At 67.8% G+C, this 15377-nt stretch carries 16 protein-coding genes and 1 pseudogene; 11 read left to right on the forward strand and 6 right to left on the reverse strand.

Annotated features, from left to right (window positions below; translation table 11 throughout):
• The first annotated feature begins 43 nt into the window (after positions 1–43).
• The 4 genes from cobG to A5745_RS05115 are packed head-to-tail and all read left to right on the forward strand — an operon-like array spanning position 44 to position 3660.
• Positions 44–1144, forward strand: coding sequence for a precorrin-3B synthase (gene cobG, locus A5745_RS05100; protein ID WP_076115327.1), 1101 nt, complete (start codon positions 44–46; stop codon positions 1142–1144).
• A 16-nt stretch (positions 1145–1160) separates the two neighbouring features.
• Entirely contained in the window at positions 1161–1787 is a 627-nt protein-coding gene (locus A5745_RS05105) for a precorrin-8X methylmutase (RefSeq protein WP_076115328.1), read from the forward strand.
• Positions 1784–3262 (forward strand): precorrin-2 C(20)-methyltransferase, encoded by a 1479-nt coding sequence (locus tag A5745_RS05110; RefSeq protein ID WP_076115329.1) that lies wholly within the window; start codon positions 1784–1786, stop codon positions 3260–3262. The genes A5745_RS05105 and A5745_RS05110 overlap by 4 nt, the downstream gene beginning before the upstream one ends.
• A gap of 29 nt (positions 3263–3291) precedes the next feature.
• Positions 3292–3660: an STAS/SEC14 domain-containing protein gene (locus tag A5745_RS05115; protein ID WP_076115330.1), complete on the forward strand. Its 369-nt coding sequence runs from the start codon at positions 3292–3294 to the stop codon at positions 3658–3660.
• A gap of 12 nt (positions 3661–3672) precedes the next feature.
• Here the strand turns inward: A5745_RS05115 and A5745_RS05120 are convergent, their stop codons facing one another.
• Positions 3673–5175 (reverse strand): PPE family protein, encoded by a 1503-nt coding sequence (locus A5745_RS05120; RefSeq protein ID WP_076115331.1) that lies wholly within the window; start codon positions 5173–5175, stop codon positions 3673–3675.
• A gap of 159 nt (positions 5176–5334) precedes the next feature.
• On the opposite strand from A5745_RS05120, the pseudogene A5745_RS24955 reads away from it, so the two are divergent.
• A pseudogene (locus tag A5745_RS24955) lies at positions 5335–5994 on the forward strand (DUF2275 domain-containing protein); the annotation flags it as partial.
• Positions 5995–6141: 147 nt separating this feature from the next.
• A complete protein-coding gene (gene sigC, locus A5745_RS24960; protein WP_240562958.1) occupies positions 6142–6696 on the forward strand; it encodes an RNA polymerase sigma factor SigC in 555 nt (184 codons plus the stop codon).
• Here the strand turns inward: sigC and A5745_RS05130 are convergent.
• From A5745_RS05130 to A5745_RS05145, 4 genes are read right to left on the reverse strand one after another with little or no spacing between them, the layout of a single operon-like run.
• Entirely contained in the window at positions 6693–7427 is a 735-nt protein-coding gene (locus A5745_RS05130) for a cobalt-precorrin-6A reductase (RefSeq protein WP_076115333.1), read from the reverse strand. The genes sigC and A5745_RS05130 overlap by 4 nt on opposite strands.
• Complete coding sequence (gene cobM, locus A5745_RS05135) at positions 7427–8179, reverse strand: precorrin-4 C(11)-methyltransferase (protein ID WP_076115366.1); 753 nt, start codon at positions 8177–8179, stop codon at positions 7427–7429. The genes A5745_RS05130 and cobM overlap by 1 nt, the downstream gene beginning before the upstream one ends.
• Positions 8176–9345 (reverse strand): precorrin-6y C5,15-methyltransferase (decarboxylating) subunit CbiE, encoded by a 1170-nt coding sequence (cbiE, locus tag A5745_RS05140; RefSeq protein ID WP_076115334.1) that lies wholly within the window; start codon positions 9343–9345, stop codon positions 8176–8178. Before cbiE ends, cobM begins: the two co-directional genes overlap by 4 nt.
• Positions 9342–10091, reverse strand: a complete 750-nt coding sequence (locus tag A5745_RS05145) for an SDR family NAD(P)-dependent oxidoreductase (protein ID WP_076115335.1) — start codon at positions 10089–10091, stop codon at positions 9342–9344. The genes cbiE and A5745_RS05145 overlap by 4 nt, the downstream gene beginning before the upstream one ends.
• A 35-nt stretch (positions 10092–10126) precedes the next feature.
• Here A5745_RS05145 and A5745_RS05150 point away from each other — a divergent pair, with 35 nt between their 5' ends.
• The 4 genes from A5745_RS05150 (at position 10127) to A5745_RS05165 (ending at position 13161) form a co-directional block, all read left to right on the forward strand.
• On the forward strand, positions 10127–10537 hold the full coding sequence (locus A5745_RS05150) for a F420-dependent biliverdin reductase (RefSeq protein ID WP_076058517.1): 411 nt from the start codon (positions 10127–10129) through the stop codon (positions 10535–10537).
• Between the two features lie 299 nt (positions 10538–10836).
• The gene (locus A5745_RS05155; protein WP_139329447.1) at positions 10837–11784 is read left to right on the forward strand and encodes a hypothetical protein; all 948 of its coding nucleotides are present in this window, start codon (positions 10837–10839) and stop codon (positions 11782–11784) included.
• 60 nt (positions 11785–11844) lie between these two features.
• Positions 11845–12477 (forward strand): hypothetical protein, encoded by a 633-nt coding sequence (locus A5745_RS24215; protein ID WP_139329448.1) that lies wholly within the window; start codon positions 11845–11847, stop codon positions 12475–12477.
• Between the two features lie 219 nt (positions 12478–12696).
• Entirely contained in the window at positions 12697–13161 is a 465-nt protein-coding gene (locus A5745_RS05165; RefSeq protein WP_076115336.1) for a hypothetical protein, read from the forward strand.
• Positions 13162–13235: 74 nt separating this feature from the next.
• Here the strand turns inward: A5745_RS05165 and A5745_RS05170 are convergent, their stop codons facing one another.
• Positions 13236–13712, reverse strand: a complete 477-nt coding sequence (locus tag A5745_RS05170) for a hypothetical protein (protein WP_076115337.1) — start codon at positions 13710–13712, stop codon at positions 13236–13238.
• Between the two features lie 606 nt (positions 13713–14318).
• Between A5745_RS05170 and A5745_RS05175 the strand changes: the two genes are divergently transcribed.
• A complete protein-coding gene (locus tag A5745_RS05175; protein WP_139329449.1) occupies positions 14319–15350 on the forward strand; it encodes a DUF5631 domain-containing protein in 1032 nt (343 codons plus the stop codon).
• Positions 15351–15377 lie beyond the last annotated feature (27 nt).

The raw sequence follows: 15377 nt of genomic DNA on the forward strand, positions 1-15377 counted from the left end.
CTGCACGTTACGCCGGAAAGTCCACGGGTCGTACCGTAAACGGATGGCCAGATCGCGCGACACGGACGGTTGCCCGGGCGCACTGCAGGCGCACGAGGCGGCCGACGGTGCGCTGGTGCGCGTCCGGCTGCCCGGCGGCATGATCACGGCCGCCCAGCTGGCCGCACTCGCCGATGTGTCGAGCCGGTTCGGTTCGGGAAAGCTCGAGCTGACGTCCCGGGGCAACGTGCAACTACGCGGGATCACCGACGTGACTGCGGCGGCCGAGGCGATCGCCGGCGCCGGGCTGTTGCCGTCGACGACGCATGAGCGCGTCCGCAACATCGTCGCGTCGCCGCTGTCGGGACGGGCCGGCGGGCGCGCCGACGTGCGTCCCTGGGTTGGTGAGCTGGACGCTGCGATCTGCGCCGAACCCGCGCTCGCGGAGCTCGGCGGCCGGTTCTGGTTCGGCCTCGACGACGGCCGCGCCGACGTGTCGGGGCTGGGCGCCGACGTCGGCGTGCACGTGCTGGGCGACGACTGTGCGCTGCTGCTGGCGGGGCGGGACGCAGGCGTCCGGCTGGCCCCGCGCGACGCGATCCAGACACTCGTGGAAGTGGCCCGCCGGTTCGTGGACATACGCGGAAAAGCTTGGCGCGTCAGCGAATTGGATGACATCGCTGGACTTGTTCCCGGCGCGGTGCTCAGTGACACCACCTTCCCGCCCGTCACCCGGCCACCGGTGGGCTGGATCGACCAGGACGACGGCCGGGTCGCGCTGGGCGCGGCGGTGCCGCTGGGGGCGCTGCCCGCCAGCGTCGCGGAGTATCTCGCCGCGATCGAGGCGCCGCTGGTGGTCACGCCGTGGCGCTCGGTATTCGTGTGCGACCTCGAGGAGGGCGTCGCCGACACCGCGCTGCGGGTCCTTGCCCCGCTGGGCTTGGTGTTCGACGAGAATTCCCCCTGGCTCAACGTCAGCGCGTGCATCGGCAGCCCCGGGTGCGAACATTCGGCGGCCGACGTACGGGCCGACGCGGCGCTGTCGCTCGACGCGGATTCGGCCGTGCATCGTCATTTCGTCGGCTGCGAACGCGCGTGCGGCAGTCCACCGGCCGGTCAGGTGCTGGTCGCCAGCGGACAGGGCTATCGGCTGCTGCGCGGCTAGCGCTTAGGGTGAGCACGTGCTCGACTACATCCGCGACGCGGCGGAGATCTATCGCCTGTCGTTCGCGGCCATCCGCGCCGAGGCCGATCTGTCGCGTTTTCCCGACGACGTGGCGCGGGTGGTGGTCCGGCTGATCCACACCTGCGGCCAGGTCGACGTCGCCGAGCATGTCGCGTTCACCGACGACGTCGTCGCGCGGACCAGCGCCGCCCTGCAAGCGGGCGCCCCGATCCTGTGCGATTCGTCGATGGTGGCCGCGGGGATCACGACCGCGCGGCTGCCCGCCGACAACAAGGTCGTCTCGCTGGTGGCCGACCCGGGCGCGGCCGACCTGGCCGCGCGCCGGCAGACCACCCGCTCGGCGGCCGGCGTGGAGCTGTGGGCCGACCGGCTGGCTGGGGCGGTGCTGGCCATCGGCAACGCGCCGACCGCCCTGTTCCGGCTGCTCGAACTCGTGGACGAGGGGGTGGCGCCGCCGGTCGCGGTGCTGGGTGGGCCGGTCGGCTTCGTCGGGTCGGCGCAGTCCAAGCAGGAGCTGATCGAGCGTCCGCGCGGCATCTCTTATCTGGTGGTGCGGGGCCGCCGGGGCGGCAGCGCCATGGCGGCCGCGGCCGTCAACGCGATTGCGAGCAACAGCGAATGACATCGGGCGGCAGGCTATGGGGCGTCGGGCTTGGCCCCGGCGACCCGGAGTTGGTGACCGTCAAGGCCGCCCGGGTGATCGGCGAAGCGGACGTGGTGGCCTACCACAGCGCCCGGCACGGCCGAAGCATCGCGCGCGGCATCGCCGAACCGTATCTGCGGTCCGGCCAGATCGAGGAGCACCTGGTCTATCCGGTGACTACCGAGGCGACAGATCATCCCGGCGGGTACGCCGGCGCGCTGGAGGACTTCTACGCCGATGCCACCCGGCGGATCGCCGCGCATCTGGACGCGGGACGCAATGTGGCGCTGCTCGCCGAGGGCGACCCGCTCTTCTACAGCTCCTACATGCACTTGCACACCCGGCTGACGCAGCGGTTCGACGCCGTCATCGTGCCGGGTGTGACGTCGGTCAGCGCGGCCTCGGCTGCCATCGCGACACCGCTGGTGGCCGGCGACGAGGTGCTGTCGGTGCTGCCGGGCACACTGCCGGTCGCGGAGCTGACCCGTCGGCTCGCCGACGCCGACGCCGCCGTGGTCCTCAAACTGGGCCGGTCGTATCACGCTGTGCGAGAAGCGCTTTCGGCGTCCGGGCAGCTTGATGGCGCGTTCTATGTGGAGCGTGCCAGCAGCGCCGGAGAGCGCATTCTGCCCGCCGCCGACGTCGACGAGAACAGCGTGCCGTACTTCTCGCTGGCCATGCTGCCGGGCGGACGTCGCGCGCAGCATCCCTCGCATGAGGGCACCGTCGCGGTGGTGGGCCTGGGCCCCGGCGACCTCGACTGGATGACGCCGCAGAGCCGACGCGAGCTGGCCGCCGCGACCGATCTGATCGGCTACGGCGGCTACCTGGATCGCGTCCCGGTCCGCGACGGCCAGCGGCGCCACCCCAGCGACAACACCGACGAACCGGAGCGCGCGCGGCTGGCGTGCGCGTTGGCGGAGCAGGGCCACACCGTCGCGGTGGTGTCGTCGGGCGATCCGGGCGTCTTCGCCATGGCCACGGCGGTTTTGGAAGAGGCCAAACAATGGCCGGGGGTGCGGATCCGGGTGATTCCCGCGATGACCGCCGCGCAGGCCGTCGCCAGCCGGGTGGGCGCGCCGTTGGGGCACGACTACGCGGTGATCTCGCTCTCGGACCGGCTCAAGCCGTGGGATGTCATTTCGGCTCGCCTGGCCGCCGCGGCCGCCGCCGATCTGGTGCTGGCCATCTACAACCCGGCCTCGAAGTCGCGGACTTGGCAGGTGGCCGCGATGCGCGACGTGCTGCTCGCACACCGCGAACCCGGCACGCCGGTGGTGATCGGCCGCAGCGTTTCCGGTCCCGACGAAGACGTGCGCGTGGTGCGGCTGGCCGATCTCAACCCCGCCGAGGTCGACATGCGCTGCCTGCTGATCGTCGGATCGTCGCAAACCCAGTGGTACTCAGACGATTCCGGTGACCGGGTGTTCACCCCCCGTCGCTACCCTGCCTGACATACCCTGCCTGACGGAAGGAGAGGTCGATGATCGAACTGCTGCCGGACGTGCCCGAGGGCGTAATCGGCATCCGCGTGTCAGGGCGTCTGAGCGGTGACGAACTGCGCGAGATCAGGCCCACCATCGAGGAACTGGTCAAGACCGGCGAGATCCGGATCGTCGAGGTCATCGAGCCGGACTACGAGGGCTTCGGGCCCGGCGGGCTGGTCGAAGACATCAAGCTGGGCATGGGCACCGTGTTGCCACATCATTCGGCGTTCAAGCGAATCGCCGTCGTGTCCGACAAGGAGTGGGTCGCCCATACCCTGCACGCGCTGGCGTGGCTAGTGCCCGGCGAGCTCGCCCTGTTCGGCCTCGACGAACTCGAGCGCGCCAAACAATGGGCCGCCGGCTGATTAACCCTGGTCTTAATCCTGGTCCCAGCTGCTCGGCATCATCGGCACGGTTGGGCCGTCGCTCACCCCTTCACCGGTGACAGTGATCAGCCCCGCGGGTTGGGGTCCGTCGGAATTGGCTGCGGCACCGGCAAATCCGAGCGATCCGGCGCTCTGCGCCGATGCCCAGACCCCCTCCGGATCCATGAATTCGTAGCGGTATCCGAGGTCCTTGGCCGTTGCCCCGCGCCGTCGGCGGGCCCGGGCTCGCTTGTCCGCCGCCGCGGCGGCCGGTGCGTCGGCGTCGTCGGGCGCCGGTTCCTCGGACTTGCGGCGCGCCCGGCTTTGGGCGCTACTGCGTCCCGACAGTCCGGACAGGCCCACGGCGTACAGCGAGTCGGAGACGCCCGCGCCGATTCCGTCGGTCGCCGTCGGGCCGAAGCCAACTCCGGGTCCGCCGCCGACCGGACCGCCACCCGACGCCGTGGCCACACTCGGCGCCGGACTGGAAGCCGTGGCGCTCGCATTCGCCGCGGTACTGGCGGACGTTGTCGGCGTCGCAGCCGGCGTGGTGGCCATCGGCGCCGGCGGCGCCGTTGCCAACGGCACGCTTAGCGCCGGCGCAGCAGCGGCGGCGGCACTCACAGCACCGGCGACAGCCGCGGCCACGCCCGCGGCGGCGGCGGCGGAAACAGCCGCGATCATGACCGGAGCAAGCATCACTCCCAGCTGCGCCGCTTGCACTAAGGGCCAGACGAGCATCAACGAGTGAAAGATGAACCAACCCAACGCTGTCGCCAGCGCGGGGCTCATGCCGGGAATTTGCATGAAAAAGGAGGACACCGCGTTGGCAAATGGAACCGCGTCAATGGGCCAGCCGTCGGGGTATATCTCCTTCCCCAGCGGCCAGAGGACGCTTTGGGTGAAGTCCGAAAGTGCCTTTGCTAGCTCGTCCTGCCACGAGGTGCTGCTGTCGGCCGCCGTGGTGGCAGCTTGTGTCGCCACGATCTGCGGCGCGGGGGTGGTCGCGGGTACCGCGGCGAGCGTGGATTCGCTGACGGCCTGGTAGGTGCTCATCGTCGCCGCGGCCTGCACCCACATGCGCGCGTAATCCAATTCGTTTACCGCGATCGGGATGGTGTTGACACCGAAGAAGTTGGTGGCGACCAGCACGGCGTGAGTGGCGTGGTTTGCCGCGAGCTCGGCCAGCGTCGGCATGGTGGCCAGCGCGGTGGTGTAAGCGGTGCCCGCCGTCGTGTGCAATGTGGCCGCCGCCGCGCTCTTGGCGGCGCTGTCGATCAGCCAGCCCAGATAGGGGGCGTGTGCCGCCACGTATTGTTCGGCGCTGGGCCCATCCCATGCGCCACCCTGCACAGCGCCCAGTAACGCGACGAGTTCGTCTGCTGCCGTGGCATATTCGGTGCCCAGGGACGTCCACGCTGCCGCCGCGGCAAACAGCGGCCCGGGTCCCGGGCCGCTGCTGAGCAATGTCGAATGCACCTCCGGCGGAAAGGCGATCCAGATCGGGGCGGTCATCGTCGGCGGCCTTCGAGCGGAAACACGGATACCTCTTCGATGAGTGTTCGTGAGTGTGAGGGTGCTTGCCTCCATTGGTCGGTTTGCCGAGCGGTTTGGTTCCCCGTCATTTTTCGCGCGCCCTTTGCGCGCGGCCCGGGCTTGCGCAACGATGCAGGGATGCGGTGTGACGTTGCCCGTGAGGCGCTTTCCGCGCGATTGGACGGCGAGCGTCCCCAAGTGCTCGCGCAGCAGGTCGACGCGCATTTGGAAACGTGCCGAGGTTGCCGCACCTGGCTGATCGGCGCGGCGGTGCAGACCCGCCGGCTGGTCTCGATGGAGCCCGGCGAGGCACCGGACCTCGTCGACAAGATTCTGGCGAGCGCCGCGGCCGAGTCCACCGCGTATCGGCGTGGGATGCGCTGGCTGCGATCGCACTATCGGCGCTGGGGTCTGATCGGCGTCGGCGCGTTCCAGGTCGCGATCGCCGCGGCGCAAATCAGCGGAACCAATTTCGGCATGGTGTCGATGCACATGCACGGCGCGATGTCCGGAGAGCATCTGATGCACGAGTCCACCGCGTGGCTGCTTGCGTTGGGTCTGGCGATGATGGCCGCCGGCATCTGGCCCGTCACCGCGATCGGCGTCGCGGCGATCACCGGCGTGTATTCGGTCGCGCTGTTGAGCTACGTGATCGTCGACGCGTTCAACGGCGAGGTCACCGTGGCACGAATCGCCAGTCACGTGCCGGTGCTGCTGGGCCTGGTGTTCACGTTGCTGGTGGCGCGGGAGCGTGCGGGGTCGCATCGGCCGCGCAGGCGCGACAGCGATGCCGATGTTGAGCACCCCAGCGCACCTACCGCGTCGGGTCACGCTCGGCGCCGTGGGCACCTGTGGCCGATCAACCGGTCGTCTCGAGACCCCCTTGCCGCCTCTACGACAACCCGTCGTAGACTCGCCGTGCCCGCGCAACTAAGGTGGTTGGCCATGACCGCGTCAAGCGACGACGAGGCCGTTACCGAACTCGCTTTGTCGGCTGCACGCGGGAATGCACGAGCGCTCGAGGCGTTCATCAAGGCCACCCAGCAAGACGTGTGGCGCTTTGTCACCTACCTGTCGGACGCGGGCGTCGCGGACGACCTGACGCAGGAGACGTACCTGCGGGCAATCGGCGCGATTGAACGGTTTTCCGGACGCTCCACTGCCCGAACGTGGTTGCTGGCCATCGCCCGTCGTGTCGTGGCCGATCACATCCGCCACGCCCAATCGCGGCCGCGCACGGCGCCCGGCGCCGATCCCGAGCAGGTACTCAACGGCGACCGCCACGCCCGCGGCTTCGAAGACCTCGTCGAGGTAACGACGATGATCGCCGGTCTGACCGCCGAACAACGGGAGGCCCTGCTGCTCACCCAGCTGCTGGGGCTGCCTTACGCCGACGCCGCGGCCGTGTGCGGTTGCCCGGTGGGCACCATCCGGTCGCGGGTCGCCCGCGCCCGCGACGCGCTGCTCGCCGATGCCGAACGCGACGACCTGACCGGCTAGTCCAGCCGGGCTCGTCCTGTTACCCAGTCGGCCGCCTCTTGCACGGTGTCCACCGCCTTCACCCCGGCCGGCAGCGGTGGGCGAGCCACCATCACCACCGGAATGCCCAGCGCGGCAGCGGCATCCAGCTTGGCGCGGGTCATGTCGCCACCGCTGTTCTTGGTGACCAACGCGTCGATGCGGTGCTCACGCATGATCGCCAATTCGTCGTCGTAGCGATACGGGCCGCGGGACAGCAGCAACTCGTGGTGGCGCGGCAGCACGGCGGCGTCGGGTTCGGTCACCGCGCGGATCAAAAACCAGGCGTCGCTGCCGGCGAACGCGTTGACCCCGGAACGACCGGTGGTGAGAAAGACGCGCGAATAGCGCTCCCGTGCAACGACTTCCGCGGCCTCGGCGTCTTTGGTGACGATGATGGCGTTGCGGGGATCCCACGGCGGACGGGCCAGCACAAGGTGGGGTATCCGCAATTCGTCGCACGCTTCGGCGGCGTGGGCGGTCATGGTCGCCGCGAACGGGTGAGTGGCGTCGACGACGGCGTCGATGCGCTCCTTCTGGAGCCAGCGCCTTAGGCCGTCCAGGCCCCCGAATCCTCCGATGCGCACGGGCCCCACCGGCAGCGCCGGGTCCGGGACCCGTCCGGCCAGCGAGCTGATGATGTCGACCTTTGGGTGCAACGTTTTCGCCAGCGCGCGGGCCTCGGCGGTGCCGCCGAGCACCAGCACCCGCATTAGTGTGGACCTTTGGCGCGGCGGGCGGCCGAATACAAGTAGCTATCGGTGAATCCCTCGGCGGCCAGCACGTCGCCCACGATGATGACGGCGGTCTTGGTGATGTTCGCGTCATGCATTTGCCCGGCGATGCTGGCGAGGGTGCCTTTCAACACGGTCTGCCGCGGCCAGCTGGCGAAAGCCACCACCGCGGTGGGTGTTTCGGGTCGGTAGCCTTCTAGTAGTTGGGCCACGATGGCGTCGATCTGCGCGGCGGCCAGGTGGAGGACCAGGGTGCCGTCGGATTGGGCGAGGGTGCGTAGGTCTTCCCCGGGGGGCATGGGCGTCGACAGGGTGGACACCCGAGTCAGCGTCACCGTCTGCGCCACCCCGGGAACGGTGAGTTCGCGTTTGAGCGCGGCCGCGGCGGCGGCGAAAGCCGGTACACCCGGGACGATTTCGTAGTCGATGCCCAGCGCGTCGAGTCGGCGGCACTGTTCGGCGAGCGCGCTGAACAGCGACGGGTCACCGGAGTGCAGCCGGGCAACATCGTGGCCGGCGGTGTGTGCGTTGGCGATTTCGGTGATGATCTGGTCGAGCGTCAACGGGCCAGTGTCGATGATTTTCGCGTCGGGCGGGCAGAGCGCCAGCAGCTCGTCGGGCATGATCGAACCGGCGTAGAGGCATGTTTGGCAGCACTCGAGCAGGCGCTGGCCGCGGACGGTGATCAGGTCGGCCGCCCCGGGGCCGGCGCCGATGAAGTACACCGTCATGGTTTGGTCACCGCCCATTGCGTGACCGGGTGCTGCGGGCGCCACCCTGTGAAGCCGCCCAGCGGCTCGGCCCGATAATGCTGGAAGCGGCGGAGTTGGCCGCCGAGGCGTGAATATGCCTGCAACAGAACGGCTTCGGACTCGATGGTGACGGTGTTGGCGACCAGCCTGCCGCCGGTGGGCAGGTTGTCGAGGCACGCGTCGAGCAGACCCGGCCGGGTCATGCCGCCGCCGATGAAGATGACCGACGGTGGTGGGGCACCATCGAACGCGTCCGGGGCTTCGCCGCGCACGTCGATTTCCACGCCGGAGGCGGCGGCGTTGGATTCGATGTTGAGGCGGCGTCGTTCGTCGCATTCGAAAGCCACCGCACTGCAACCCTTCCAGCGCAGGCACCACTCGACCGCAATGCTGCCCGAGCCCGCGCCGACGTCCCAGAGCCGCTCCCCCGGCCGCGGCGCCAGCGCCGCCAAGGTCACCGCGCGGATTCCGTGTTTGGTGATCTGCCCGTCGTGGGCGAACGCGTCGTCGTGCAGCGGTGACACGCGTTCGTCGGGCAGGTAGCGGACGGCGATGACGTTGAGATCGTCGATGTCCGTGGGTGTGTCGTGGGCCCACTGGCGCGCGGTGCCGTCGCGGCGGCGTTCGGTTGGGCCGCCGAGGTTTTCGAGCACGCTGTATCCGGACTCGCCCCGGCCGTGGGTGTTCAGTTGTACCGCAAGCGCTTTCGGCGTGGACGAGTTCTTGGATAATACGATCGCCTGGCCGCCCCGGCGCACCGCCGTGTGTGGCTGCGCGGTGACCAGGCTGATCACCTCGGTGTCGTGAACGTTCCAGCCCATGCGCGCGCACGCCAGCGTCACCGCCGAGACGTGCGGCAGCACCCGCACCCTCTCGGTGCCGTACAGGCGGATCAGGGTGCCGCCGATGCCGTGCGTCAGCGGGTCGCCGCTGGCGACGACGTGGATGTCGTCGTCGAGCGGCAGCGCTTGCAGGGCAGGCAGCAGCGGCGACGGCCACTCCCGGCGGGCGGCGGCCACGGTGTCGTCGAGCAGGGCGAGTTGTCGTTTTGCACCGTAAATGATTGTTGCCCTTTGTAATTCGGCGCGCGATGCCGGCGCCAGCCCCGGCATGCCGTCGGCGCCGATACCGACCACGGTGATCATCGCGGCATCCTTCGCCAGACGAATCGCGGCAGCAGCCGCATCACGACAGACGCGGGCCCCAGCGCCCATGGGATCCACACCGTGCGCCGGCGCTTGACGAGCGCACGCGCGGTCGCGGCGGCCACCTTTTCCGGGGTGGTCGGTAGCGGCGCGGGCGTCATGCCCTGCGTCATGCGCCCGACGACGAATCCCGGCCGGGCTATGAGCAGGTGCACCCCGGTGCCGTGCAGCGCGTCGGCCAGGCCGCTGGCAAAGCCGTCCAGGCCCGCCTTCGCCGAGCCGTAGACGTAGTTGGCGCGGCGCACGCGCGCTCCGGCGATCGAGGAGAACACGACCAGCGATCCTGTGCCGGCAGTCCGCATCGCGGCGGCCAGATGCGTGAGCATGCTGACCTGGGCGACGTAGTCGGTGTGCACGATGGAGATCGCGTGGGCGGCGTCGGCCTCGGCGCGGGCTTGGTCGCCGAGGATCCCGAAGGCCAGCACCGCGGTGCCGATGGGACCGTGGTCGGCGACGATCGACGCGACCAGCGGACCGTGCGAAGCGAGGTCGTCCGCGTCGAATTCTCGGGTGTGCACCGCCGCGGCCCCGGCCTCGGTGAGCGTCGCCACCTGCTCGTCGAGCTGATCTGCTCGGCGCGCGGCCAGTATCACCGCCTTTTCCGGAGCCAGGCGCCGCGCGAGTTCGATGCCGATCTCGCTGCGACCGCCCAGAATTAGTACCGGACCTGCGCCCGTGTCATCCACGGCTGCGATTATGACCTGCGCTAGCGTGGGCGTTGATGGCGAACACCACTACGCGGCTCACGGACGACGCTCTGGCGTTTCTGTCCGAACGTCATCTGGCGATGCTGACCACGCTTCGCGCTGACAATTCGCCGCATGTGGTGGCCGTGGGTTTCACCTTCGATCCCAAGACGCATATCGCGCGCGTCATCACCACCGGCGGCTCTCAAAAGGCCGTCAACGCCGACCGTGGCGGGGTGGCCGTGCTCAGCCAGGTCGACGGGGCTCGGTGGCTGTCGCTGGAGGGCCGGTCCAAGGTCAACAGCGACGTCGACGCCGTGCGCGACGCCGAGCTGCGCTACGCCCAGCGCTACCGCACCCCCCGCGCCAACCCACGGCGGGTGGTCATTGAGGTGCAAGTGGAGCGGGTGCTGGGGTCGTCGGATCTGCTCGACCGTAGCGAGTAGCGCGCGGTTGGTTCGCCGGGTCGACAATCCCTCGTGGCGTCGCGGGGCCAGGTGAATTGACCGGCATCAAAGCCGTCGTTAGCCTCACAATCAGCGGACGCGGGGGCACAATATAGGTCGGACCTGCATGATTCGGGTACCGAGAATGTTGATAGCTGAGGAAGGGTTGTGATGGTGATCGGCGCTGGTTTGGCCGCGGTCGGCCGTAAACCAGTCGCACTGCGCGGGCGGCCATCCGCGCGTAATTCGGCTGATCATCCTTTCAACCCGTTCCGCGCCACAGTGCCCAGGAGGGCGTGATGGGTGGGGGCGACGGCCGGATACAAATAATTCTCGATCAGCTCGCACAGCTGAGTGATTCGCCGCCGCCTCCAGGCATCCCGCCCGATCCGCTTGCTGCCGGTCGCTCGTACATCAGCCAACTGCTGAAAATCCTTGGCATGGCGTCAAATAGCGGCGATCCCGGTGACATGACCGCTGCGCAGGCCGGGTATGACGAGCGTGGCATGAAAACCGGTGACGCCCTTACCAAATTCCCTGCCAACGAAGCAGATTCATCGGCGAAGCTGGCCGCTTCCGGCGGTCAAAATGAGATGTCGCAGATGCTTCAGCAGATCCCGCAGATGGCGTCCGGCCTTGCCGGCAGCCTCTCGGGTGCCCTGGGCGGCTTGCTGCAACCGCTGGGCCAGATGACACAGCAGGTCGCTCAGATCGGGCAGCAAGCGATGCAAGCAGGTATGAGCGGCCTACAGCACGGTGGAGCTGCGCAGACAGGCGAGGCCATTCCAGGTGAGTTGCTCGGGGCTAAGGGCGGTGCGGGTGAACTTGGCGGTGGCGGCGGTGGTGGTCTAGGCGGCGGTGGCCTGGGCGCAACCACACCGACGGCGATGCTCGGGCCGCTTCCCGCCCCGTCCGCGGGTACTGAGCCTGCATCGGCTCATGGCGCTACGCCGCCGCCAGCCAACGCGTCGACACAGCCGGCGGTGCAAAGGGGCGCGATGGGTGCGATGCCGATGATGCCGCCGGGCGCCATGCACGGCGCGGGCGGGACGGGCAGCGATGCAAAGGCCGACACCAAACGCGTTGTTGCGCCGTCCGTAAAGAACGGCGCGCCGGTGCAAGGCCGTATCACTACGCCCCCGCCGACACCCGAAGTGACCAAACGCGGTGAGGGCAAACCGATTGCGAGTCGGCGCATCCTGCTGCCCGACCACAAGCGCGAGGACGAGGCGGACTCAAGCCGCTAAAGGGCAGCTCCGGCGGACACGGTTACGGCACGGGTTGAGCATCAGAGCAAGTGTCCAGCAATGAGTTTCGAATTCTTCTTCCAGCTGCACCCGTCCGATGTGTGCCGCACGGGAACGCTGAATCTTGGCTCTCAGACGATACGATCGGAACGTGCAGGATCTGCCTCCGCCCCAAAATCTGCCGCCCAGCCCGCCCCTTTGGATGCCCGGGATGCCACCCACCCGGCCGCGGCGGTGGCCAATGTTCGCATTAGTGACGTAGCTCTCCTGGTAACGCTCGCCGTGGAGATCGTTGGCTGGTTCCGACCGGTGCCAACCAAGCCGCCGCCGGCGCCAACCTACACAGACCAACAAGTCGCCGACGCTAAAGCCAAGGTGTGCGCTGCCTACGACAAAGTCCAGAGTGCGGTCAAAGCGAGTTCCGCACGAGAAGAGGGCACGGACTCGACTTCGCAACTAGCGTTCGCTTTGAACGGGCGACAAGCTCTCCTCGCCGGCAGCGAATATCTTCGGACTGTGCTTTCCGCGGAGCCGGCAACGCCCCATGAGCTCGCGACGTCGATCCGAAAACTCACCGATGTGTTCCAAGAACTTGTGGTCGAGTATCTGAATGGCTGGAATGAATCTCAAATGTCGTCGCCACTGCAAGCCGGGAATGACGCAACATTAACAATTGAAAGACTCTGTAAATGAGCCCGTTGCGTCCCGTATTCACTAATCCTATGTGAAATCGAAGAGCCAGCGTTACACCCGATATTCGTCCCCCGCTGGGAGTGACTAGCACACTCGCCTGTGAGCGATACCATTAGTTCTGTGTCGCATCTGCCTCCCATGCCACCTACTCCTTTGCCACCACCTCCTTGGCCGCCTGCGGGGTCGCCCGCATCCACGCGTCGTCCGCCATGGACTGCAGTGGCCGCTCTGCTTATCGCGCTTGTCGCCCTCGGCGTCGCGGTTGGTTCGTGGTTCCGTACTGCGTCGGACAGTAAACCCACGCCTGCAGCGCCCCCGGTTACCTACAGCCAACAGCAGATCACCGACGCCAAGGCCAGCGTCTGCGCCGCCTATCAGCAAGTACGGAAGGCAGGCGATATGGCGGGGGCACGATCTGGGGGTTCGGACCCGAACGCGGTTCTGACGGTTGCGACCAGCACGCGGCAAGTACTCGATGTTGGGAGCCGGTACCTCATGACGAAACTGGCCAAGGAACCGGCGACGCCGCCCGATCTCGCGGCAGCCGTTCGAAAGCTAGCCGATGTCTATCAGGAGATGACAGTTGACTATTTGGACGGCCTTTCTAATTCGGACCCGGAACTAGACCCGCTACTGCGCGCGGGGGACGAAGCTCACTCAACAATTGAGAGCTTGTGCAAATGATTTTCCCGCCTGGTGAATGGTCATTTTTGCTCGTTGGTGATCAGTGGCCTGATGACCAAGACCTGACGGCGCTTTCACACGGGAAGATGAATCGTGGGCAAATCAAAGCTGGGTTTGTGCATTTCGCAGATATGCTTCGCAATGCGCAAACCGGTCCGCTCGCCGAACAGCAGGGCTATACGGCTGACGATCTCCGTAACGCTTTCCGGCAAGGTGAGGATCAAGCGCGACGGATTGCTGAAAAGAACGGCACCAAGGAAGGCGCGTACAGCACTGCCTACGACAGCATGGAGAGCCTCCAGCACGATCTGACCAATTTGGCTAACGAGGGTAATCAACGGATCAAAGAGATCCAGGACTCCAAAGAGCCCGCGGCTGCCAAGGTGCCGCAGATTGTGGCCGCCATAAACCAGTATCGAGCGCTGGCCGGTCTTGCTGCCGCGAAATATAGCGGCAATGTCTTCGATGCGATGCAGCGGATCCTGGATGAGGAGGCCACAGGGCAGTCCGCCCGTCAGTTCGCGCAATCCCACGGCCTTGATGTCGGGCAAATGTTTCGGCCGCCCCAAGACGAGGGCGACCTGACTGACCGCGTACGGACGATGTTGCAGAATTCCACCAGCCCAACAGCGGGATTCTCCAATAACGCTGGAACACACCAAGAATCCACTAACTTCGTGACGACTCAAGCCCCTCCACCACAAGCCCCTGTTCCACAAGGAGACCCTCCCCCTGGCCCACTTGCATTCACAAACAATGCGGTCAATGCGCCCGTACAACCTGCGCCAAAACCACCCACTGGCTCGCCGATGAGCTTCACCCAAGCGGGCGGCATCCCACCGACATCGGCTCCTGCGCCGAGTCCCGCACCAGCATCGCCATCCGCAACGGTCGCTGGCCACGCCGCTCCGATCCCAACCTCGGGATTGTCCACACCAGGCACGGGTTCGATGCCTTCTGCTGGTATGGGCCCCTTGACCGGTGGCACGCCGATGGCTCCGACGGGCCCTGTGCAAGGCACGACCCCAGCGCAATTGATGCAGAGCTTCGACCAGGGACTGCAGACAGGCGCGCCGTTATCGAATGCAGCCGGTGCGATTCCGCCGCCCCAAACGGCGCCGACAGACCCGACGGCGGCAACGACGCCGTCGGCCGGCGTGAGCGCCCCGGTAACAGCGCAGGCGTTCGATGCACCGCCGCCCGTCGCGCACACGCCAACGGCCGACGCGACGCCGGCGCCGCAGGTGGTCGCGGGGCCAGCCACGACGGGAGGACCGGTTGCGGCCGCGGCCCCGCCGTCGGGTCCGCTTCCCGCGTACGCCTCCGACATCAGGCCCTCGATCTCAGCAGCCACAGCGCCCTCCGCGCCGCCGAGCGCACCGCCTTCGACGACGCCGGCTTCGGCGCCCGTCCATCCGACAGCCGGGCAGGCCACGCCGGCCCAACCGACCGTGGTGCGTCGAGAAGCCGTGCCGATGCCGCCATCGTCACCGTCGAGCCTTGGATCCCAGGCCGTCGCGGCCACGGCGACCGGCGCGGTTGCGGGCGCGGCATCGGCGAACGCCACCGCCCGGGCCCGCCTGCAGCGGCTCGTCTTCGCGGTCGCCCGGCAACAACCCCGGCTGGCCTGGGCAGCTGGCGACCGCCCCGACAACACCACCGTGCTGGCAACCGATCTGGCCAGCGGCTGGATCCCCCCGGGCATCGATCTCCCATCCGCGGTCAAGCTGCTGCCCCCCGAACGACGCCGAGGCGACTTGGAGGCCCTCCTCGGCGAAGTCAGCGTCGCCGCCGGCTACACCCCGATCCACCACATCCCCGAGGACGACGAACCAGTCGTCACGTCGCCGCGCGCTCGGCGACTACCCGACATCGACGAACTCGGCTGGGAGCTCAACCAAGCCACCCAATGGCGCGACGGTCTGCCGCGGCTTGCCCACACGCTGGCCAAAGCGGCGTCCGCGGGAACCGGCGTGCTGGACAAGGAAGTCGACCAGCTGCACGAGCACCTGGCCACGATCAGCGCCCGCGTCCTCGACAACTATCCCGACCACGTGGACCCCACCGACATTGGCAACTGGCAGCTGCTGGCCGCCATCGATGCACTCATCACCGGAGACAAGACATCCGCGAACTATCACCTCGCGTGGTTCAAGGCCTGCAGCACAACGACAGTCGGCCAAAGGTGAATTGACCAGCAAATCCTCCGTATTAGA

Source organism: Mycobacterium sp. IS-2888 (assembly GCF_001954215.1).
In the GTDB taxonomy this organism is placed as follows: Bacteria; Actinomycetota; Actinomycetes; order Mycobacteriales; family Mycobacteriaceae; genus Mycobacterium.